Origin of the sequence: Pseudomonas sp. Ant30-3 (genome assembly GCF_000690905.1) — a bacterium.
Lineage (GTDB): Bacteria > Pseudomonadota > Gammaproteobacteria > Pseudomonadales > Pseudomonadaceae > Aquipseudomonas.
Genome location: NZ_JMCL01000030.1, coordinates 108,031 through 129,053, shown reverse-complemented (window position 1 = coordinate 129,053; position 21,023 = coordinate 108,031). Strand labels below are relative to the sequence as shown.

At 56.9% G+C, this 21,023-nt stretch carries 15 protein-coding genes and 1 pseudogene; 11 read left to right on the top strand and 5 right to left on the bottom strand.

Annotated elements, in window-relative coordinates; genetic code table 11:
* Positions 1-24: 24 nt before the first annotated feature.
* From DU29_RS0108145 to DU29_RS0108125, 5 genes are read left to right on the top strand one after another with little or no spacing between them, the layout of a single operon-like run.
* The gene (locus DU29_RS0108145) at positions 25-1,224 is read left to right on the top strand and encodes an ATP-grasp domain-containing protein (protein ID WP_028621291.1); all 1,200 of its coding nucleotides are present in this window, start codon (positions 25-27) and stop codon (positions 1,222-1,224) included.
* Positions 1,221-3,002, top strand: a complete 1,782-nt coding sequence (locus tag DU29_RS0108140; RefSeq protein ID WP_028621290.1) for an IucA/IucC family protein — start codon at positions 1,221-1,223, stop codon at positions 3,000-3,002. The genes DU29_RS0108145 and DU29_RS0108140 overlap by 4 nt, the downstream gene beginning before the upstream one ends.
* Entirely contained in the window at positions 2,987-4,129 is a 1,143-nt protein-coding gene (locus DU29_RS0108135; RefSeq protein WP_028621289.1) for an MFS transporter, read from the top strand. The genes DU29_RS0108140 and DU29_RS0108135 overlap by 16 nt, the downstream gene beginning before the upstream one ends.
* Positions 4,126-5,901 carry an IucA/IucC family protein gene (locus tag DU29_RS0108130; RefSeq protein WP_152635528.1) on the top strand — a complete coding sequence of 592 codons (1,776 nt, stop codon included), beginning with the start codon at positions 4,126-4,128 and terminating at the stop codon, positions 5,899-5,901. The genes DU29_RS0108135 and DU29_RS0108130 overlap by 4 nt, the downstream gene beginning before the upstream one ends.
* Complete coding sequence (locus DU29_RS0108125; RefSeq protein ID WP_028621287.1) at positions 5,898-7,082, top strand: type III PLP-dependent enzyme; 1,185 nt, start codon at positions 5,898-5,900, stop codon at positions 7,080-7,082. Before DU29_RS0108130 ends, DU29_RS0108125 begins: the two co-directional genes overlap by 4 nt.
* A gap of 443 nt (positions 7,083-7,525) precedes the next feature.
* On the opposite strand, the gene tnpB is transcribed toward DU29_RS0108125, so the two are convergent.
* Positions 7,526-7,729 (bottom strand): IS66 family insertion sequence element accessory protein TnpB, encoded by a 204-nt coding sequence (gene tnpB, locus DU29_RS0108120; protein WP_028621286.1) that lies wholly within the window; start codon positions 7,727-7,729, stop codon positions 7,526-7,528.
* Positions 7,730-8,462: 733 nt separating this feature from the next.
* On the opposite strand from tnpB, the gene ltrA reads away from it, so the two are divergent.
* Complete coding sequence (gene ltrA, locus DU29_RS01000000129670; protein WP_442961283.1) at positions 8,463-9,668, top strand: group II intron reverse transcriptase/maturase; 1,206 nt, start codon at positions 8,463-8,465, stop codon at positions 9,666-9,668.
* A 288-nt stretch (positions 9,669-9,956) separates the two neighbouring features.
* On the opposite strand, the gene DU29_RS1000000132915 is transcribed toward ltrA, so the two are convergent.
* Positions 9,957-10,244 (bottom strand): hypothetical protein, encoded by a 288-nt coding sequence (locus DU29_RS1000000132915; RefSeq protein WP_028621285.1) that lies wholly within the window; start codon positions 10,242-10,244, stop codon positions 9,957-9,959.
* A 179-nt stretch (positions 10,245-10,423) separates the two neighbouring features.
* Between DU29_RS1000000132915 and DU29_RS1000000133185 the strand changes: the two genes are divergently transcribed.
* Positions 10,424-10,696, top strand: coding sequence for a helix-turn-helix domain-containing protein (locus DU29_RS1000000133185; RefSeq protein WP_028621284.1), 273 nt, complete (start codon positions 10,424-10,426; stop codon positions 10,694-10,696).
* Between the two features lie 279 nt (positions 10,697-10,975).
* Positions 10,976-12,326 (top strand): annotated as a pseudogene (locus DU29_RS01000000129660) (transposase).
* 577 nt (positions 12,327-12,903) lie between these two features.
* On the opposite strand, the gene DU29_RS1000000133690 reads toward DU29_RS01000000129660, so the two are convergent.
* The 3 genes from DU29_RS1000000133690 to DU29_RS0108090 are packed head-to-tail and all read right to left on the bottom strand — an operon-like array spanning position 12,904 to position 14,480.
* The gene (locus tag DU29_RS1000000133690) at positions 12,904-13,029 is read right to left on the bottom strand and encodes an IclR family transcriptional regulator domain-containing protein (protein ID WP_161781281.1); all 126 of its coding nucleotides are present in this window, start codon (positions 13,027-13,029) and stop codon (positions 12,904-12,906) included.
* A 19-nt stretch (positions 13,030-13,048) separates the two neighbouring features.
* Entirely contained in the window at positions 13,049-13,693 is a 645-nt protein-coding gene (locus DU29_RS1000000130905; RefSeq protein ID WP_028621283.1) for a TetR family transcriptional regulator, read from the bottom strand.
* On the bottom strand, positions 13,686-14,480 hold the full coding sequence (locus tag DU29_RS0108090) for an IclR family transcriptional regulator (RefSeq protein ID WP_028621282.1): 795 nt from the start codon (positions 14,478-14,480) through the stop codon (positions 13,686-13,688). The genes DU29_RS1000000130905 and DU29_RS0108090 overlap by 8 nt, the downstream gene beginning before the upstream one ends.
* Before the next feature lie 243 nt (positions 14,481-14,723).
* On the opposite strand from DU29_RS0108090, the gene DU29_RS0108085 reads away from it, so the two are divergent.
* From DU29_RS0108085 to DU29_RS0108075, 3 genes are read left to right on the top strand one after another with little or no spacing between them, the layout of a single operon-like run.
* Positions 14,724-15,857 carry an efflux RND transporter periplasmic adaptor subunit gene (locus DU29_RS0108085; RefSeq protein ID WP_328286317.1) on the top strand — a complete coding sequence of 378 codons (1,134 nt, stop codon included), beginning with the start codon at positions 14,724-14,726 and terminating at the stop codon, positions 15,855-15,857.
* Between the two features lie 14 nt (positions 15,858-15,871).
* Positions 15,872-19,009, top strand: a complete 3,138-nt coding sequence (locus DU29_RS0108080) for an efflux RND transporter permease subunit (protein ID WP_028621280.1) — start codon at positions 15,872-15,874, stop codon at positions 19,007-19,009.
* A complete protein-coding gene (locus DU29_RS0108075; protein WP_028621279.1) occupies positions 19,006-20,439 on the top strand; it encodes an efflux transporter outer membrane subunit in 1,434 nt (477 codons plus the stop codon). Before DU29_RS0108080 ends, DU29_RS0108075 begins: the two co-directional genes overlap by 4 nt.
* Positions 20,440-21,023 lie beyond the last annotated feature (584 nt).

The window sequence follows — 21,023 nt, the reverse complement described above, 5'->3', positions numbered from 1 at the left end:
AGCAGCTGCCCCCAGGAAACTGCCATGGAACACCCATTCGTCATTCTCGCCCACGTCGCCCACCCAGCCATTCTCGAGGGTTTTCTGCTTGCCGCGCACGCACGCGGGTTGCCGATCGTGATCATTACTGACCACGCTCAGGAGCACCGACGCCTGCTCGCCACCTCGCACATTTCGCCGGATGAGCTGCACGTTATCGAATGTGATGTGTTCAACCCGCTCGCGGTCGTCGAGACACTCAACAGTCAGGGTTTGCGCCCCGCTGCAGTGTTCTCCAACAGCGATCACCTGCAGACCGCGACAGCCATGGTGGCGCAATTATTCGAATGCCCCGGCAAGGACTGGCAACTGTGCTATGCGGCAAAAAACAAGGCAGCCATGCGCGAGCGCATGCAACGTCTCGGCTTGCCCGGCCCCTGGTTCCAGGTGATCACATCGAATTCCAGACTGCCTACCGATGCGCCGTGGCCAGTGGTCGCCAAGCCTCGTGAAGGTGTCGCCAGCCTGGACGTCAGACTGTGTCATAACGCCGCCGATCTGGCCGTTTACTGCGAACAGTTCTGGCAGCAGCAGCCGGACCGGGCGTTGTTGCTGGAGGCGTACATGGAGGGTCCTTTATTTACCCTCGAGACGCTGGGCGACGGGCGCAATCTGCAAGCCATCGGTGGCTTCGACGTCACCCTTTCGGCACCGCCGCATTTCGTAGAACTCGCCGCACGCTGGAATGGCCAACTCAGCCGCGCGCAGCGCGCCGGCGCCCTGGCTCAAGTGGCCGCGTTCGGGGTCAATTTCGGCGTTTGCCACAGCGAGTTCATTCTGACCGCCCACGGCCCGGTACTGGTCGAGATCAACTACCGCAGCATCGGTGATGGCCGCGAGTTCCTGCTGGACAGACTCCTGCCACAGGGCTGGTTCGACCGCATCATCGCTCTGCATCTGGGAGAAAAGCTGGTCGATACACAACCCGCGCAGGCCGAAGCTACCGTTCATTACCTTGTAGCCGACTGTTCGGGACAGCTGAAACAGGCCAGTGCCAGCTTCAATCGCGAAAGTGAGAGCCATTGGTGCGATTACCGCGCACTTCACAACACCGGCGACACCGTGACCATTAGCCATTCCAACAAGGACTATGTTGGCGTACTGAGACTGATCGCCCCGGATGAAGCAAGCCTCGAAGCGCAACTGAATATGACGCTGAACAACCTGAAGTGGGTGATGTCATGAGCCGGTATCCGGACGCCGAGGATCAGGCGTACATGACTGGACGCATCATCGATTGCTGCCTGCGGGAGGACATCCGGGGGATCGTCAGCGCAGGACAGATTTGCCCGATGCCGGAAGAATTGAGTCAACACTTGCAGCATCAGTCCGATGCAAGCTGGCTGCGAATCGCCCACCTGGGCCCCGACGAACTCTGGCTGCCGGTGGTCCAGGCGTATCCGTTGCAGGACTGGATCGGAACAGGTGACGCCTGGATCAAAGTGTCGCCACAAGGCCACGGCGAGACTCAACGCGGCTACGCGCTCTGGCTCGGCCACCTGAGCCACGGCCTGGACGAAGACAGTCTGGCGCTGTTCGCGGCGTATCTGAACGAAGCCGATTGCGCGAGCGAACACCGGACCCTGTGTAATCAGGCGTATCGGCAACATGCGCCTGCGCTGAGCGATGTGATCGACCTGAAGGATTGGTCGCAGAGGTTGCTGAAGATCGATCAACTGGCGAGCTACCTGGATCACCCGTTTTATCCAACGGCACGGGCCAAAAGCGGTTTCGATGCCGCCGCGCTCAGAGGCTACGCGCCGGAGTTCGCGCCGCGCTTCGAACTCAACTGGCTGGCGATTCCCAACAACGCCCTGACCCTGACCAGCGCGCAGCCGCCGCACTGGCCGGACTTCGAGGAAGTCGGCTTGTCATCAGCCCTGCAAAACAGTCATTCATTACTGCCAGTGCACCCGCTGACATGGTGCGAACTGGAGCAATACGGCTTGCCTGATGGGTCCCTCAAGGCTCCGCGTACCGCGATGCAGGTCGAGCCAACGCTGTCCGTGCGCACGGTGGTTTGCATCACTCAACCTCAGTGGCATATCAAACTGCCGTTGTTGGTCAGCACGCTCGGTGCGCGCAATTTGCGCCTGATCAAGCCCGGCACCCTCTACGACGGTCACTGGTTCCAGACCACCTTGCAGGCCCTGACCGAGCGCGATGTGGCGCTGTCGTCACGTTATCTGCACGTGGACGAAAAACACGGTGGTCATGCCGCCGAGAGTCGACATTTGGCCTATATCGCGCGCCGTTATCCGACAGGGCTGGAGAACATCACTCTGGTTCCAGTCGCCGCGTTGGCCAGCCCGCTTGCCGACGGGCGCCTGTTCCTTGAACAACTGGCCGAGCGCTTCTACGCGGGGTCGTTGCAACACTGGCTGGATGATTATCTCGATCTACTGCTGCAGGTGCATCTGCGACTGTGGCTGCATTACGGCATCGCGCTGGAGGCCAACCAGCAGAACGCCGTATTGATGTTCGAGCAAGGTCAGCCATTGCGTCTGTTGATGAAGGACAACGACGCCGCTCGTTTGTGGCCTCAGCGTTTCGCCACTGCCTGCCCGGATCTCGCTGATCTGCCGGCGGCCTTGCAGGACGAGCGCATTCGCGTCGACAGCAGCCAGCCGCTGGCCGAGATGTTCTGCACCATCACGTTGCAGTTGAACATTGTTGCGATCCTGGAAGCGATAGCGACCGCAGGCCTGATCTCGCGATCCGGCCTGTACGACTCGCTGCGTCAGCGTCTGAGGACCTGCCTGCAACAACTCGAAGCCGAAGGTATCGACTGCGACGATGCGCGCCGATGGCTGCTCGACAGCCCGAAATTGCCAGTGAAATACCTGCTCAGCGCCGGCAGCCTGTTCAGCAAGGCGCATTCAGGCGCCAGCGACATCAACAAATTCTATGGTTACAGCGCGGCGAACTTCCTGCAGGAGGACACCCCATGCAACGGCGACTGATCTCCAGCGTCCTGCTGGGACATTACCTTTCAGCCTTCACAGCGCTGGGTATTCCACTGTACCTGCCGCGCATCCTCGCTGACCTCGCACCTGACACGCCAGGGTGGGCCATGGGAGTGCTGTTCGTGTTGCCGACGCTATGCACCGCACTGGCGGCGCCGATCTGGGGACGCTGGGCCGATCGCAACGGCTGTCGCTTGTCGTTGCTGCGTGCTCATGCCGGATTGTTCGCGGGTTTTCTGCTGGCAGGCTTCAGCCCCAATCTGACGGTATTCGTCCTGGCCTTGATCATCCAGGGCACCTTCGGCGGCGCGATGGCGGCATCCAATGCCTACCTGTCGACCCAGTTCAAGGGCGGCGATTTATCCCGCGCCCTGAACTGGACACAGTATTCGGCGCGCCTGGCGATGATCAGTGGCCCGATTCTGCTGGGGCTGCTGACTGCTCAAGGCATGGGGTTGAGCCTGTATCGCTATCTGGCCTGGTTACCCCTGCTGGCCTTCGTACTCATCCTGCCGTTGCCCAAGGATGCCCCCAGGCATGTCTTGGGCAGTAAAAAAGCCGAGGCATTGGGCGAACTGCCGCAAGACATGCCACGGCTGCTGGCCGTGCAGTTTCTGTTCAGCTTCGCGATGGTCGTCACCTTTCCCTACTTCATGCCTTTCGGCGAGCAACTGGGAATTGGCAGCGATGCCGTGATCGGCATGCTCTACAGCCTGCCGCACCTGGTTTACCTGCTGGCCCTGCCTTGGGTACAGAGACAGCAGAGCAACCTGCTGTTGCCGGGGCTGGCGTTGCTCGCAATCAGTAACGCGCTGCAATTCTGGAGCGTGCAGGCCGAGCTGCTGTTTATTCTGCGTCTGATCAGCGGGGCCGGCATGCTGCTCAGTTTTGTCGGGCTGCACCGCTGCCTCAGCCAGCGCAGCCGAACAGGCAGCGCCGGTCGATTGTTCGGCTGGTTCGACTCCAGTGGCAAATGGGCCGGTACCGCTGCGGGTGCCGCCGCCGCACTGGTCAGTCAAACCTGCGGCATCGCGTCCCCCTTCCTTATTGCGTGCCTGGCCGCCATGACGGCCATGGTGCTCGCGCGCCCTCTATTGATGACCTCCCGGGAGATTCCGGCATGACGCTCGTTATGAACACTGCATCGTTGAACCCCGTATCGCTGCACGATAACGCCCTCGATGGCGAAGCCCAGCGACATGCCATCGAGTGCCTGCTCAATTGCTATTTGCGCGAGTATGCATTGCCACGCAACGAGGCGAACCTGAACTATCAGGCGCAGGATCTGCCGATGAGCCTGCGCCAGGTCAACGGCCGTCGCATCAGCATTCGCCTGCCTGCTGGCCGGTTGGTCATACGCATTGATCGCGCCAGCCTTCTGGGTCGCTGCCATTACACCAGCGCGCCCTATTTCAAAGGCAGCAACCAGAGCTGGCGCCCGTTGAAAGCCCTCGAACTGGCGCGCCTGCTCTGTACACCGTTGAGTGGTGCCGACCGCGTCGGCGAGATGCTGCAACAGGTCGCCAACAGCCTGCAGGTTACTAGCACCTTTTTGCGTCATTCACGCCCGGCCAACGACGCGGCCAACAGCCTGCTGGCCTCCGAGCAGCATCAGCTGTGGGGACACGCCCTGCATCCGACACCGAAAAGTCGCGAAGGCGTCTCCCATGACGACCTGCTGGCGTGCTCGCCGGAAGTCGGTGCGCACTTTCAGCTGCACTGGTTCAAGGTCGACCCCACGCTTATTCGTCATCAGGGCGAAGATCCGCGCAGTACTCTGCGCCAACTGTCGGGACGCGAAGACGCCTACCCGTGCCACCCCTGGGAAGTCGCCCGGGTGCTGGCCGACCCGTTGGTACAGCGTGCGCAACAACAGGGTTTGATCGAATACCTCGGCCCCCTCGGTCAGGCCATGTACCCGACGTCGTCGGTGCGCACGCTCTACCATCCGCAGATGGCCTATTTCATGAAGTTCTCGATGCATGTGCGTCTGACCAACTGCGTACGCAAGAACGCCTGGTATGAACTGGACAGCGCCGTCGCCCTCACTCGTCTGCTCGGCCCGATCATGAGCGAGTTGGCGACACAACAACCGGGCTTCATGTTGATGTCCGAGCCAAGCGCTACCAGCCTGGACCTCAGCGCCCTGGGTACGCTCGAAGAGTCCCGCGAAGTCACCGAATGCTTCGGTATCGTTTACCGGGAAAACATTTCCGTCGCCGACTGCGAGCGGTACCAGCCGCAAGTGGCAATGGCGTTGTTCACTTGGGATAACCAAGGTCGCAGCGTGTGCCGCCAACAGGTGCGGCGCTACGCCAAAAAGGTGGGTTTGACCATTGAGCAAGCCACGCTGAACTGGCTGGATGCCTACGCCAGCCAGATGCTCGCAGGTGTGCTGTATTGCCTGTTCCGCCAAGGCGTAGTGCTGGAGCCGCATCTGCAGAATACGGTGATTGGTTTCAGTGAAGACGGATTGCCTGACCACATCTGGATTCGCGATCTGGAAGGCACCAAGCTGGTCCCTGAAATCTGGCCCGCCGAACGTCTGAGTGCGCTGGATGAACGTACTCGCAGCTCGGTGTACTACAGCGCGGACAAGGCGTGGCAGCGAGTCGGTTACTGCGCACTGGTGAACAATCTCGGCGAAGCGATTTTCCACCTGGCCAACGGCAGCGACGTGCTGGAACAACAGCTATGGGCGCGAATCGGCGACCTGCTGCACGCGCAATCCGCGCTTCTCGGCCATCCCACAGAACTGCGGGAGTTGTGCGCCGGCGCGCCTTTCCCGAGCAAAGAAAACTTCATGACGCGCCTGATGATGCGCGCCGACCGAGAGGCCGGTTACACCTCACTGCCCAGTCCGCTGACGATCACTGAAAAGAGGAAACGCGCATGAGTCTTCCTGCCTCCGTCACCCGCCGCATCGAGCAGCTCAAGGCCGAACACGACGCGCCATTGTGCGCGTACGTCTACGATCTGCCGGCCCTTGAACGTCATGTAAAGGCAATGCGTCAGGTGCTGCCGGAAAACTGCGAACTGTTCTACGCCGCCAAGGCTAACCCGGAGGCCATGGTGCTGAAGACCCTGGCGCCGTGGGTGGACGGTTTCGAGGCGGCCTCGGGCGGCGAACTGACATGGCTGCATGAGCAGTGCCCCGACCAGCCGCTGATTTTTGGTGGCCCCGGCAAGCTCGATCGCGAACTGGACATCGCGATGCAGTACCGGATTTCAGCATTTCACGTGGAGAGCGTGACCGAACTGCGAAGTCTGGCGCGCATCGCCCACGAACGCGGTGTGCGGGCTCCGGTAATGCTGCGATTGAATCTGAAGCTGGCTCAGGCACCGCAGAGTCGATTGGTCATGGGCGGCAAACCCACGCCGTTCGGTCTGGATGAAGAAGGTCTGGCAAACGCCCTGCAATTGCTGCGCGAAGAGCCGTCGCTGGAGCTCAAGGGGCTGCACTTTCATCTGCTGTCGCACCAGCTGGATGTCAACGCGCACCTTGAATTGATTCGCAGCTACTTTTTGACCTTCCGTCAGCTGTGCACCGACCACGACCTGCAACTACCGCTGCTGAATGTTGGCGGAGGAATGGGTATCAACTATCAGGATGCGGCGAGGTCATTCGACTGGCCATCGTTCTGTCAGGGCCTGAAGGGCTTGATCGACGAGTATGACATGGGCGCGACCCGCATACGTTTCGAGATCGGCCGCTTCATCAGCGCTGCCTGTGGCTATTACCTCATGCAGGTGCTGGACATCAAAAGCAGCCATGGTGAGTTTTTTGCCATCGGACGCGGCGGTACTCACCACTTCCGCACGCCTGCGGCACAAGGCCACGACCATCCGTTCACGGTACTGCGAGGCTCGCAGCCGGCGCAAATCAGCGACCAGCTCGTAACGCTGGTGGGTCAGTTGTGTACGCCCAAGGACGTCCTCGCCAGGCAACAACCGGTGCCGCAGTTAGCAATTGGTGACCTGCTGGTATTCACTCTCGCGGGCGCCTATGCCTGGAACATCTCGCACCAGAACTTCCTGATGCACGAACCACCGCTGAAGGTTTTCATCGAGGGCTGATTCCACTTCCGCACGTATCTGTAGCTGCCAATAGGCTTAGCCCGATTTCAGGGCCAGGCCTACCGAAAGCAACAACCTGCACCCAACACAAACACTGACAGCGGGAAACTCCAGACGAAAAAAAGCCACTCATCTGAGTGGCTTTTTTCTGAATCCTGGAGCGGGAAACGGAACTAGAACCCAGCCTCTAACCATTTGATTAACAAAATATTTTCCGCCTTCCTATCTCAGGAATGGACGCAATTCTGGACTTGTTCGGTAGGTCTGTCAACAGCCTAGGGAAAAATTATTCCATGCTGCGCTACCGAGTTCCACCTACAGCCAATCAAGGAAGCTTCCAACAAGCCTATGCGATCGACAATCTGTACTGAATAGTCCCGGTTTTTCTAGACACTCTCCAAGCTCCACTGGACTGCCCCCATCTTTGATACAGCATCGCTGGCTTACGCCAGCGTTCGTGACACACCCCAATATAAAATCTTCACTCGGTTTCGAGGCTTGTTGAGGAAGACGAAAAGTACCAGGTCAAACACCGCGACCTTGATATCCAGTTCGACCAGAGCCGCGAGGCCGTCGATGGGTTTTCGGAAGTCGACGGTTTTGGGGTAGAGATAGACTTTTTCGACTTTGGCGTCGGGACGCATCATGAGGTGCGGGCTCCGGAAAAGAATCGGGAGCACAGCATCGGGGATCAGGTGGTGACTTTGAATGTGGGGTTTATGGAGCGCTTAGTGCGCCAGCCAAGCTGGCAGTTGATAAAGGGTGAAAGTCCCTACGAGAGAAGTTATGGCGAAACACCTCGACCCCGAGTCATGCGCTATGCACCGCGAGGTGTATGGCGAAGCGTTGGCAGGGGAAACTAGCAGGCCAGCCATTGAGCCGCGAAATCATCAGTTTGGGGCGCCGACGCTGTTATGCGAAGCGGAAGGCCACGGTGTGCATGACGATAATCGCAAGTCATGTATCACGCCCTGCGCGGTCGTAGACCCTGAGCATGCTGGGAAGTCAACTGTACGGAAGCTGGGAGATCTCATTCGTGTCTGGTCATGACACACCAGACGGGGCAGAAGAGGCCACAAGCCAAATGTCTGCCGTCTACGCGCATGAGAAGTCGGATAACTCCGTAGTACCTGAGAAGTTGCCGAACAATGAGCTTGGCTCGGCGGAGGTAATGGAGGAAAGGGAGTTAGCCAAGGGGAACAGTGAACAGCCTTCCGCATCCCGGACTCAGAGCCGGACAAATGTGTTGTCAGGGTTGCTCGCTGTACGTCAAGCAGCCCGGCGGGATCGCCGGGTCAAGTTCACGAGCCTGCTGCACCACGTAACGGTCGAGCTATTGCGCGAGAGTTTCTACACCTCAAGCGAGATGCGGCCAGTGGTGTGGATGGCCTGTCGTGGCGAGAGTACGAGCAAGACCTTCTCATAAAGCTGAAAGCCCTGCACGCCAACGTGCACAGTGGTCGCTATCGAGCCAAACCTGTTCGGCGGGTGTACATCCCAAAGGCAGACGGTAGCGAGCGGCCGCTGGGCGTAACTGCCTTGGAAGACAAGATCGTCCAGGCAGCAATCGTACAAGTGCTCAATGCGATTTATGAGCAGAACTTTCTCGGACTTTCGTATGGGTTTCGCCCTGGTCGAGGGCAACATGATGCATTGGACGCTCTGTCGGTGGGAATACAGAAAACACTGGTACGGTGGATATTGGACGTCGATATACGTGCGTTCTTTGACACCATCGACCATGAGTGGATGATGTGCTTCCTGCAACACCGAATCGCGGATAGGCGTGTGTTAGCGCTAATAGCTCGATGGCTACGTACAGGTGTTCTCGAAAACGGAAAACGAATTCCTGCGAAGCAAGGCACACCACAAGGTGCGCCCGTTTCACCACTGCTAGCCAATATTTACCTGCACTACGTGATGGATTTATGGGTAAGACAATGGCGTGGGCGTACGGCACAAGGCGAAATGATTGCCGTGCGGTACGCAGACGACAGTGTATTTGGGTTTGAAAAGCCTGAAGATGCACGGAGTTTTCGCCATGCGTTGGAAGTTCGACTCGCTCAATTCAACCTGACTCTACACCCAGAGAAAACACGTTTGCTACGGTTTGGCCGGTTCGCGGTGGAGGATCGTAAGAAGAGAGGGGAAGGAAAACCCGAAACATTCGATTTCCTTGGGTTCACGCATTTCTGTAGTCAGGCCAAGAACGGGAAGTTCGAGGTTGGACGCGTAACTATCGGCAAACGTATGAGGGCAACGCTCAAGGAAATCCGAGTGCAACTTCACAAGCGCAGGCACGAGCCAGTCCCAGTGATTGGTCAGTGGCTGAGTCGGTTGTTTAGAGGGTATTGCAATTATTACCATGTCCCCGGCAATACGCGGCGGTTGGATGCTTTTCGCCGTGAAATTATCAGGGCGTGGAGGCATGCTCTTAAACGACGAAGTCAGCGGCACCGGTTGAATTGGGAGCGCATGATTGCGCTAGCCCGGTTGTTCATACCCTATCCACGCGAGCTAACTATGCACCCGTATCCCATAACCCGCTTCGGCGTCAAAACCCAAGGCAGGAGCCGTATGCGGTAATTCTGCACGTACGGATCTGTGCGGGGGGGTGGCAGGTGACTGCCATTCCTACCGCGACCATCTATTCTGCAATCTATATGCGACTGATGATCGGCCACGTTCCGTTAAACAAGGAATTTGCCAAGTCGCATATCGAATACATATACCATTTGCTGGGAGTAACGAACTCAGAAAGCTGACCAGCGCTGATTGGTTGCCGGTCGTTGTATAATTATGAGTAAACTCAGACCCGATTTACCCTGAGAGGTGAATCGAGACTTTTTGACAGATAACGTCGACCTGATGTTTCTAGATAGGCTGCCCCAAATATTGATAGGTTTTCAGCAATAGAGCCGCCGACTGCTCTCTATTTTTCAGTGGGTCTTCCTGCTCATAGCGACAAAGTTGCAATGAAGCGTCACAAATGATTTTGCATCGTTCAAATCGGCGCTCACTATACATCGCCAATGCCTCGTCAACAGATCGGGTCTTGGATATGCAGTCTGCAAGCACGACGGCAACCAGCAGGCCATGAGCAAGTGGGGCGCCGGCGAGAGCACCATAGTGCAACGCCAGTCCATCGACGACATTGCCCATACCGAGTACCGGCGCATCTGCTACGAGCAGCCACAGATTTGCGAGCGGGTAGCCTTGCTTACCCGCTGCGAAAGCAACTGCTGGCTATCGGTGAACTTCTACCGTGGTCGTGAACATGGACATTTTTCCGAACAGGACATGAATTACCTGGAAACCATCGCCCCCTGCTGGTTCAAGCAGTGCGCCTGCACTGCCACGCTTACCTGCAGGCCAACGAGATACCCCTGTTGCTGACAGAACGGGTGATCCGGCAGCAGCACGTTGAACTGACCTTGCGTGAACAAGAGCTACTGCGCCTGATGATGACCGGCTATGCTGTTGATGATATTGCCGAGAGACTGGGCGTGCGCCCCATCAGCGCCGCTACCTACATCAAACGCCTGTACCGCAAGCTGGGTATCAGTGGTTTGCGCGAGTTGTTCGGGCTTGCCACGCGGGCGGAGTGGGCTTGATCCGATCCCACCATGCTGGCAACAGCAGCGGATGCAGTTCAAAATTGGTGGAGCCGAGCCCAGTAGTACCGATACCGATCAAGCCACACCTGCGCTGCTGGAACGGGCTGTGTGGATGGGTCGCGAGATGAGCCTCACACGGGGAAGTCGCTGGACGGGACAATCTACTGCATCGTCGGTACCATCTTGAAGGCGCAAAAAATCGAAGGCCTAGCAGCCTGTCGGACTTAATCGCTGTATTCCAGGATAATCGCGGCCCCGCCCAGCCGATGCCTCCGTATGAACCGCTTTCGCCCGATCGACCGCAAGACTGACTACCTGCTCCCGCCATCGCTGGATGACTGGCTGCCAGAAGATCACCTGGCCCGCTTCATTCTCGAAACCATCGAACGGCTCGACCTGAGCACGCTCACCCGGGTTTATGGCGGACGCGGCAGCGCCGCCTATCACCCCGAGGTGCTGCTCAGTCTACTGGTCTATGGCTATGTCACCGCACCTTTTCCAGCCGCAAGATTGAGCGCGCCACTTACGAGTCGCTCGCCTTTCGCTACCTCGCAGCCGGCAGCCACCCCGATCACGACACCCTGGCCAGCTTCCTCGACGAGTTGGTCGACATCTTCCTCCAGGTGCTGGAGCTGGCGGGGGAAATGAAGCTGCTCAAGCTCGGCACCACCAGCCTCGACGGCACCAAGTTGCATGCCAATGCCTCACGCCACAGTGCACTTTCCTATGGCCATATCCAGGCACTCGAACGCCAACTCAAGACCTAAGTGCAGGAGCTCCTGGCGCTGGCAGAAAGCTCCGACCAGACAGAACTCCCCGATGGCGTTGACCTGCCGGACGAGATAAAACGCCGGCAAGATCGATTGGTCGCCATGGCTGCGGCGAAGGCCAAGATCGAGGCGTGCGCTTCGAGCAGGATCAGGCCATCTACCAGGAAAAACTCGCCCAGCGTGCGACGCGTACGGCAGAAACTGGTAAGAAGCCCGGCGGCACGCCGCCCAACGCACCGGTGGAAGGGCCTATGGCGCACGACCAAATCAACCTCACCGACGAAGACTCGAACATCATGCGGGTGGCCGGCGGCGGCTTCGAACAGTGCTACAACGCCCAGGCTGCGGTGGATACCGACACGCTACTCATAGTGGCGCAGGGCCTCACTCAAACAGACAACGACAAGCAACAAGTTGTCCCCATGCTGGCCGAGCTCAAGGCGCTGCCGGCATCATTGGGCCAGGTGCAGGCGCTGCTCGGGGACTGCGGCTACAGCAGCGAAAGCAACATCGCCGCCTGCGAAGCGGCCGCAATCGAACCCTACCTGGTGGTGGCGCGCGAAGACCACCACCCCGGCTGGCGGGCGCGCTTTGCGGAACCCCCGCCGCTCGACGCCGATGCTACGACCCAGCAACGCATGGCGCACAAGCTCAAGACTCAGCCGGGGCGCAGCCTCTACGCCCTGCGCAAACAGACCCTGGAGCCGGTGTTCGGCATCATCAAATCGGTCATGGGCTTCCGTCAGTTCCTGCTGCGGGGCAAGGACAAGGTGAGCGGGGAATGGCGCCTGGTCTGTCTGGCCTGGAATTTGAAACGCATGGCCGTTATGCGCCACAAATCCGTCCAATGCGGGTAAAAATGGGCTAAATCCGCTCGCACCCAGGAAGCCCGGGGCAAAAATGCCTGGAAATACCTAAATAGTGAGGCAAATTGCTTCGCCCCATTATTGATGCCCTGCTCATGAATTCGAGTCCGACAGGCTGCTAGCAGTCAGCACCTCGGCGCAATGGGGTCGCATCCGGCAAATGCCTTGATGGCGCGAAACCTAACTTCGAAGGCCAGGAGAAGATGGCGATCGCTTTTTTGTTCATAGCACTCCATGGTGATGTGAGCCAATTGCTGGCGTAGGCGCGAGGCTCGGCACTCTCACCACACTACAAGCCAATGCTCAGGAATATATCGTCACCTTGTTGCTAGTACTATCGCGCCCACCTACCCAGCAGGCTTTCGGCGATGCTTTGCGTCTGGGTAACGTGACGAGAGCGGGGACAACCTTCTCGCGACGACTCATACCCAACGACGAAAATTTTTCGTCTTAAACCGTTAATATTTATGTGCGAAAGTGCCCGACCGCAGCATTCAACTCCGCGTCGATCTGTTCTATGTTGCCGCTGATCGCGAACTCGCCACAATGGGCCACAGGCCGACCACGTTTATGTAATAAAAGCCCTGGGTGGTCCGACACCTATTGTGATTGAGCTGATCCCCTTGTGATGTTCTTCGTGTTCGAAGGCAATTCCTTGCTGACGTATCTGGCGCAGTTCATCGAGCAGCGCCAACAGTCTACGAAACTATGGGTTATTCAAAGAGTGATCCCGTGCGTCCGCTCGAAATGCTGAGAAGGCGCGGTGGTGGCTTGAAAAGGACATCGCTGATCATATTGAGTGTCATCTTGATGTGACGCGGAATGTCGAGGGCACCCTGTACACACTCAAAGAAAAGACCGCTTAAACACATCTGAAACAGCCGGCAGGTGACGTTGATATCCAGTAACGGGTCCACTTCACCTTTGGCTATCGCGCTTTCCAGCATACATTGCATCTGAGAAGTGAAATTTCCTTGGACCTTATGCAGCCTTTCGGTGATAGGTGCTTCACCTGCGATGTTCTCACTTCTTTTCAACAGGATTTCGCAGAGTAGACGTGACTCAACCTTTATTAAGGTTTGTTCGATGGCGACGAACAAACGCTGAATATTGCGCTGCAGGTTCATCCCGGCAGAAAAAAAACGTTCTACAGGTAGCGTAATGTCTTGCAATACGGCCAGCAGCAACTCTTCCTTGCCCTTGAAGTGCCAATATACAGCGCCTCGCGACAGCCCAGCCTGTTTCGCAATGATCTCTAACGTCGCGCAAGAAAAGCCGCTTACTGCGAATACTTGCGCGCCCGACGCCAAAATTTTCTGACGTGTACGCTCTGCCTCCTCGGCGGTTTTTCTAGCCATTTAAGTTCTCCCTTTTCGGCAAGAGAGAAGAACCGATCATTCGTTCTATTTTTTGCTTACATTCCACAAGGGCCGCTTCAAATTGCTCGGCTCGCGCAGCGGTGCGAGAAGCCGGAGCAACGACGGCAATTGCATAGTTACCCAGATACGTATTGATCGATACAGCCACTGAACAGATGCCTTCGATGTACTCCTCTTGATCTTGAGCAACACTGCGAACGCGAATTTCGTCCAATTGCGTAAGCAATGCGGTTTTATCCAGGGTCATGGGTGTCAGTTTGGGCAGTGACTCGGGAAGCAGCGCTATAACGGCTTCAGAGTTAAGGCCGGCGAGAAGCACCTTGCCACTTGAGGTCGCATACGACGGCGGTTGGATACCGATTGGAAAGACGATTCGTAGTTCCCGTTCGGAAACAATCCGTTCGACGACATAGATTTTGTCACCTATCAATGACGCCAGGGTGACCGACTCCCCCACAAGCAGCGAAAGTTCGCAGATAAAGGGACGGACCACCGAGATGATGTCCGACTGCGTTTTATTGATAAGTTGCCCAAGCGCAGGTCCTAAGCGAAAGCCTCCTCGCGCACCCAGAGACTCGACCAGATACTCGACTTCCAGCGCAGCGATGATCCTCTGAACGGTAGAGCGGGGTAATTCAACAATATGGGCTATCGCCGCAAGACTAAGTCCTTTTGGATTGTCACCTAGCGCCCGCATCACTGCCGCAGCCTTGGCGATCACCAGAATGCCGTTGTGTTTATTTTCCAAGGTTGAATCCCTGCTCATTATTTCTCTCTCTATCGTCTTGCTCGCGGTGTTCTTCAATTAAACAGCTCACCGCATCGAGATGTTGAACGTATCTGTCACCCAGCACTGCGGGGGAACAGGTGACCGATTCTAATCGAATCAAGAACTCTAACGAATAAGTGAGCCGGAAAAAGCGCTTGCCGCGATCGGACTGCATCATGGTACACTGAATTTAATTGTGATACATCAGATCATGCTTTATCTGCTTTTAGGAGATCTCCGGTGAACAGCTCATGGCCTTTGCGTGCCTTACATATCCTTCCCTTCACTGCTGTCTTGTTGGCGGGATGCGGTAAATCTCAACCACTAGCGGTTGAAAACCCTGCAGTCGACGTCGGCGTTTACACGGTCAAGGCTGAAGCCTTGACCTTGACCTCCGATCTTCCGGGTCGTACATCTGCTTTTCGAGTTGCGCAAGTACGGCCGCAAGTCAGTGGAATCGTGCAAAAACGGCTGTTTGAAGAGGGGGCAGAGGTCAAGCAGGGTCAGCAGCTTTATCAGATAGATCCTGCTTCCTATCAAGCTGAACTGGCCAAGGCCAGGGCCAATCTCGGGACCGCCGAGAAACTGGCTCAACGTTACGAGCGACTGCTCAAGACCAACGCGGTCAGCCGTCAGCAATACGACGACGCCTATGCGACATGGAAGCAGGCGCAGGCTGAGGTTCAGATGGCTGAGATCAACGTGCGGTATACCCGTGTGCTGGCGCCGGTGTCCGGCCGGATCGGCCGCTCCGCCGTTACTGAAGGTGCGCTGGTCACAAATGGGCAGGCCACGGAGTTGGCCACCGTCACCCAACTTGATCCGATTTTTGTCGACGTGACCCAGCCGATCACCCGGATTTTGGGGCTGCAGCGCGCCTTGGCATCAGGCGGACTGCAAAGTGCCGGCGAGAATCAGGCTCAAGTCAATTTGAGTCTCGACGATGGCAGCGCTTATTCCCTACCGGGAGTGCTGAAATTCTCCGAGGTCAGCGTCGACGAAGGTACCGGCTCAGTGACCTTGCGAGCGGTGTTCCCCAACCCGGATCACAAACTGCTTCCGGGCATGTTCGTTCATGCGGAACTCAAGGAAGGTGTGAAAGAAGGGGCCAAGTTGGTGCCGCAGCAAGCCATCATTCGCGATAGCCGAGGTGTCGCCACGGCTTGGGTGCTGAAGCCGGATAACACGGTCGAACTTCGCGACCTACAAACACTGCGGACCGTGGGTAACGCTTGGCTGGTCGGTAAAGGTATTGAGGCTGGAGACAAGGTCGTCACGGAGGGTTTGCAGCGCTTGAAGCCAGGGGCTCAGGTAAAGCCGACTGAAGCAAGCAATGTTGATTTGGTGACTGATTTCAGTGCCGCTGCCCTTTAAGGAACTTAGTTGCCATGTCTCATTTTTTTATTGATCGACCCATTTTTGCCTGGGTGATTGCCTTGGTAATTATGCTCGGTGGTGCGTTAGCCATTTTTGCGCTGCCAATTAACCAGTATCCCAACATTGCGCCGCCCGCGGTACAAATCAGCGTGACCTACCCGGGAGCCTCTGCACAGACGGTGCAAGACACGGTGGTGCAGGTGATTGAGCAACAACTCAATGGTTTGGATGGCCTGCGTTACATTTCGTCAAACAGCAATACCGACGGCAGCATGCAGATCATCGTGACGTTTGATCAGGGCACAGACCCGGATATTGCTCAGGTCCAGGTGCAGAATAAGCTGCAGTTGGCGACGCCTATGCTGCCGCAAGAAGTTCAGCGCCAGGGTATTCGCGTCGTGAAATATCAGATCAACTTCATGTTGATCATGGCGCTGGTGTCCACTGATGGCCGCATGTCCAACTTTGACATGGGCAACCTGATCGTTTCCCAAATGCAGGACCCCATATCCCGGGTTAAAGGTGTTGGCGACTTCATGGTGCTGGGGGCACAAAACGCCATGCGGATCTGGCTTGATCCTGGCAAACTGAACAGCTACCAGTTGGTACCACAAGATGTCATGGACGCTGTCTCGGCAGAAAACGTCCAGGTATCGTCGGGTATGCTTGGCGGATTACCGACGCGTAAAGGGGTTCAGCTCAATGCCACGGTCATCGGCAAGACGCGGATGCGCAGCGTCGAAGAGTTCAATGACATTCTCATCAAAGTGAACCCGGACGGCTCGCAGGTTCGGCTCATGGATGTTGCCGAGGTTTCCATCGGCAGCGAAAATTTTTCGATCTCCAGCGAGATCAACGGCAAACCAGCGGCGGGCTTGGCTCTACGCCTGGCGACCGGGGCCAACCTGCTCGATACAGTCGCCCAGGTAAAGGAGACGGTTGAAGCACTCAAGCCTTACCTGCCGGAAGGAGTCGAGGTCTATTTTCCGTATGACACCTCACCAGTGGTAGCGGCCTCGATCGAATCAGTTGCGCATACGCTAATTGAAGCGATCGTTCTAGTGTTCCTGGTGATGTTCCTGTTTCTGCAGAATTTTCGGGCAACGCTGATTCCGACAATGGCTGTGCCAGTGGTTCTACTGGCGACGTTTGGTGTGCTCTTCGCTTGTGGTTTTACCATCAACGTGATGACCATGTTCGCGATGGTGCTGGCCATCGGCTTGCTGGTGGACGATGCCATTGTAGTGGTGGAGAACGTCGAGCGGCTCATGGTCGAGGAGGGTTTGTCCCCCAAGGAAGCGACACGTAAGTCAATGGACCAGATCTCTGGTGCGCTGGTGGGTATTGGCCTGGTAATTTCCGCGGTTTTTCTACCGATGGTGTTTTTCAGCGGGTCGGCGGGGGTCATTTACCGACAGTTCGCGATTACCATCATTTCGGCCATGAGCTTCTCGGTGTTAATTGCTCTTGTCTTCACACCGGCCCTGTGCGCCACGATGCTCAAGCCGCACAAACCTGGTCAGCATGAGAAAAAGGGCTTCTTTGGCTGGTTCAACCGCAGTTTTGACAAAAGTACTCTGAGTTATGAGCGTGGCGTAAAAGGCATACTGGCCCGTCGTTGGCGCTTTATGTTTATCTATCTGGCTCTAATCGCTGTCGTTGCGGTGCTGTTTGTGCGGATTCCGACGGCGTTTCTGCCGGACGAAGATCAGGGCGTAATGGTTGTACAGGTGCAGCTGCCACAAAATGCCAGTGCTGAGCGCACCGAGGGGGTACTGACACAAGTACGGGACTTTATCCTCGAGGGGGAAAGTGACAGCGTCTCCATAACCTTTACGGTTAACGGTTTCAACTTTGCGGGGCGCGGCCAGAACTCCGCGATGGCTTTCGTCATGTTCAAATCCTTTGAAGACCGTGAGTCGGCGCAGAGCGCGGTGTTTAAAGTAGCCGAGCGGCTTAACGCCAAATTCGCCACGATCAAGGATGCGAACGTCATCGCGATTGTACCGCCGGCCATTCTGGAAATGGGTAATGCCACCGGTTTCGATATTTTCCTTCAGGATACCGCAGGTGTTGGCCATGATGGTTTGGTGGCGGCACGCGATCAGTTCTTGGAGCTGGCAGCCAAAGAACCGGTGTTAGCGCTGACACGCCCCAACGGCTTGAATGACGAAGCGCAATACCAGGTCAGCATCAATGATGAGAAGGCGCGTGCCTTGCGGGTGTCCATCGCCGACATCAATCAGACCATGTCGGTGGCGTGGGGCTCGGCTTATATTAATGACTTCATTGACCAAGGGCGGGTCAAGAAAGTGTACGTGCAGGGCAATCAGGATTCACGGATCTCGCCTGAAGATTTTGATAAATGGTATGTGCGTAATGCTACTGGCGACATGGTGCCGTTCTCGGCTTTTGCCACAGGCAAGTGGGTCTTCGGCTCACCCAAACTGGAGCGCTACAACGGCATCCCCGCCATTGAGCTATTGGGTACACCTGCTCCTGGTTACAGCACGGGCGATGCCATGGCCGCAGTAGAGCGCATTACGGCACAACTGCCCAGCGGTATCGGTATGGCTGTGACTGGCTTGTCCTACGAGGAAAAACAAGCAGGCTCGCAAGGGGCTGCACTGTACATCCTGTCGCTGATGATGGTCTTCCTGTGTCTGGCTGCGCTGTATGAAAGTTGGTCCATTCCGGTCGCTGTCATGCTGGTCGTTCCGCTGGGGATCTTGGGTGCGGTTATCGCGACGTTGTTGCGAGGGCTTTCCAACGACGTATTTTTCCAGGTGGGGATGTTGACCACCATGGGCCTGGCGGCGAAAAACGCCATTCTCATCGTCGAGTTCGCCAAGGATCTGTATCAACATCAAGGCCGAACATTGGTCCAGGCCGCTGCCGAAGCAGCCCGTTTGCGCCTGCGTCCGATCATCATGACCTCCATCGCGTTTGTCATGGGTGTTCTACCTCTGGCAATGGCTGTCGGTCCTAGCAGTGGTAGCCAGCACTCCATTGGTACTGGGGTAGTCGGCGGCACCTTGGCCGCGACCTTCCTGGCGATCTTCTTCGTGCCATTGTTCTATGTGGTGGTGACGAGTTTGTTCACCAAGAAAGTAAAAGCTGCCCCCGTGCAGGCAGGAGAAGAAGCATGAAGCGTAACCACCTCGCGCTAGCCGTAGCCTTGGCTCTGGGGCTGCAAGGCTGTTCGCTGATCCCAGAGTTCAGCCAGCCCCAGGCGCCGATTGACAGCACCTGGCCGCAAGGCCCTGCGTATCGCACAGAAACAGATGTCGCGGCGACATCGCTGCTTTGGAAGGACTTCTTCCGTAATCCCAAAATGCAGCAGTTGATTGGCCTGGCCCTGGAAAATAACCGCGATCTACGGGTGGCCGCTTTGAACGTGCAAGCCTACCGGGCGCAGTACCGCATCCAGCGCTCGGAGTTGTTTCCCAGTATTGATTCGAATGCCAGTGGTAGCCGCCAGCGGCTGCCGGCCGATTTAGCGACTACTGGCAAGTCCGGAATCCAGAGCCAGTATGGTCTGGATGTCGGCATCAGCTCTTATGAACTGGATGTTTTCGGACGTGTGCGCAGTTTGACCAGCGCGGCGCTGGAAACCTACTTGGCCACAGAGCAGGCACAAAACAGCATCCGTATCGGTTTGATTGCTGATGTGGCCAGCGCCTATCTGACCTGGCAGACCGATCAGGCGCTGCTTAAGGTCACGGCGAATACGCTGGACAGTTACACCAAGAGCCTGAGGATGATTGAATCGTCCCAGCGCGAGGGAACCTCTTCGGCGCTGGATGTGCGTCAGGCGCGAACCCTGGTCGATAGTGCGCGTGCGCAGAAGATCCTCTACACCCGCCAGGTCGCTCAGGATGCCAACGCCTTGCAGCTGCTGCTGGGCGCGAATATTCCGATCGATCAGGTCAATGGCTTGGCGCTTAATACGGACTTGTTGAGGGATATTCCCGCTGGCCTGCCTTCTGACCTGCTGCAAAAGCGTCCGGATATTCAGGAAGCCGAGCATCGCTTGTTGGCGGCCAATGCCAACATTGGGGCCGCACGGGCTGCGTTCTTCCCGAGTATCAGCCTGACCGCAACTGCAGGTTCGGCGAGCAGCCAGTTAGGTGATTTACTCAACGGTGGCCAAGGTAGTTGGAGCTTTGTCCCGCAGATCAACGTCCCGATCTTCAACGGCGGACGTCTGCGGGCCAATCTGGATTACGCCACTATCCAGAAGGACATCGGTGTAGCTCAGTACGAGAAAAGCATTCAGACCGCCTTCCAGGAAGTCGCCGATGGCCTGGCCGCAAAAGGTACTTACAGCGAACAGCTGCAAGCCCAGAGCGACCTGGTGCAAGCCACCCAGGAATACTTCGACATGGCGCAGCAGCGTTATGACGAAGGGGTGGACAACTACCTGACACTGCTAGATGCGCAGCGTCAGTTGTTGTCCTCGCGGCAAAAACTGCTCAGCGATCGACTGTTGCAACTCGATAGCCAAGTGCAGTTGTATAAAGCCTTGGGCGGTGGCTGGGAGCAGCCCGTTCCTGAGAGTCATTTAGTCAAAAACTAAACGTTGAAAGTGACGAGCCCCAGACAACGGGCTCGTCCGTCTGGTTTCAACACCGGGTTTTATTTGACGTTATCAGGCGCCTCAACAGCGATATCCGATAAATAATCGACCTGGTTTCGACTAAACCTGATGGTTAGCGACCATCGGGATCTGTACCTGGATTGGCTACAGCAATTGCGCGACACCCCGGCCAAGGTGTCGGTGGGGTGACCCCAGGTTCTGTCGCGATTGCGTATGGGACTGCGCCTCGACATCGACATCGGGCCGGGTTACCGGATGTAACAACGCCTTGTCGGGGCACCGTGTGGTGTTGCTGCTGTGCGGCGGCGACAAGCGCACGCAGGAGCGGACATCGCTCTGGCGGCGGGATATTGGCAGGACTGGTAACGGAGGACTGATGATGAAAAATAGACCTTATGACAATGCGATCAAGCCGAGTTTCTGATCGTGCTGTGCCAATGGCGCACACCTATGGCGGGGTGCAAACGGTAGCCGAGCATGCCCACTTTAATCCGACATAGCTTTATCGCACGCTCTCGTCGAAAGGGAATTCTGCACTCAGCAACCTGTCGGCCATCCTGAAG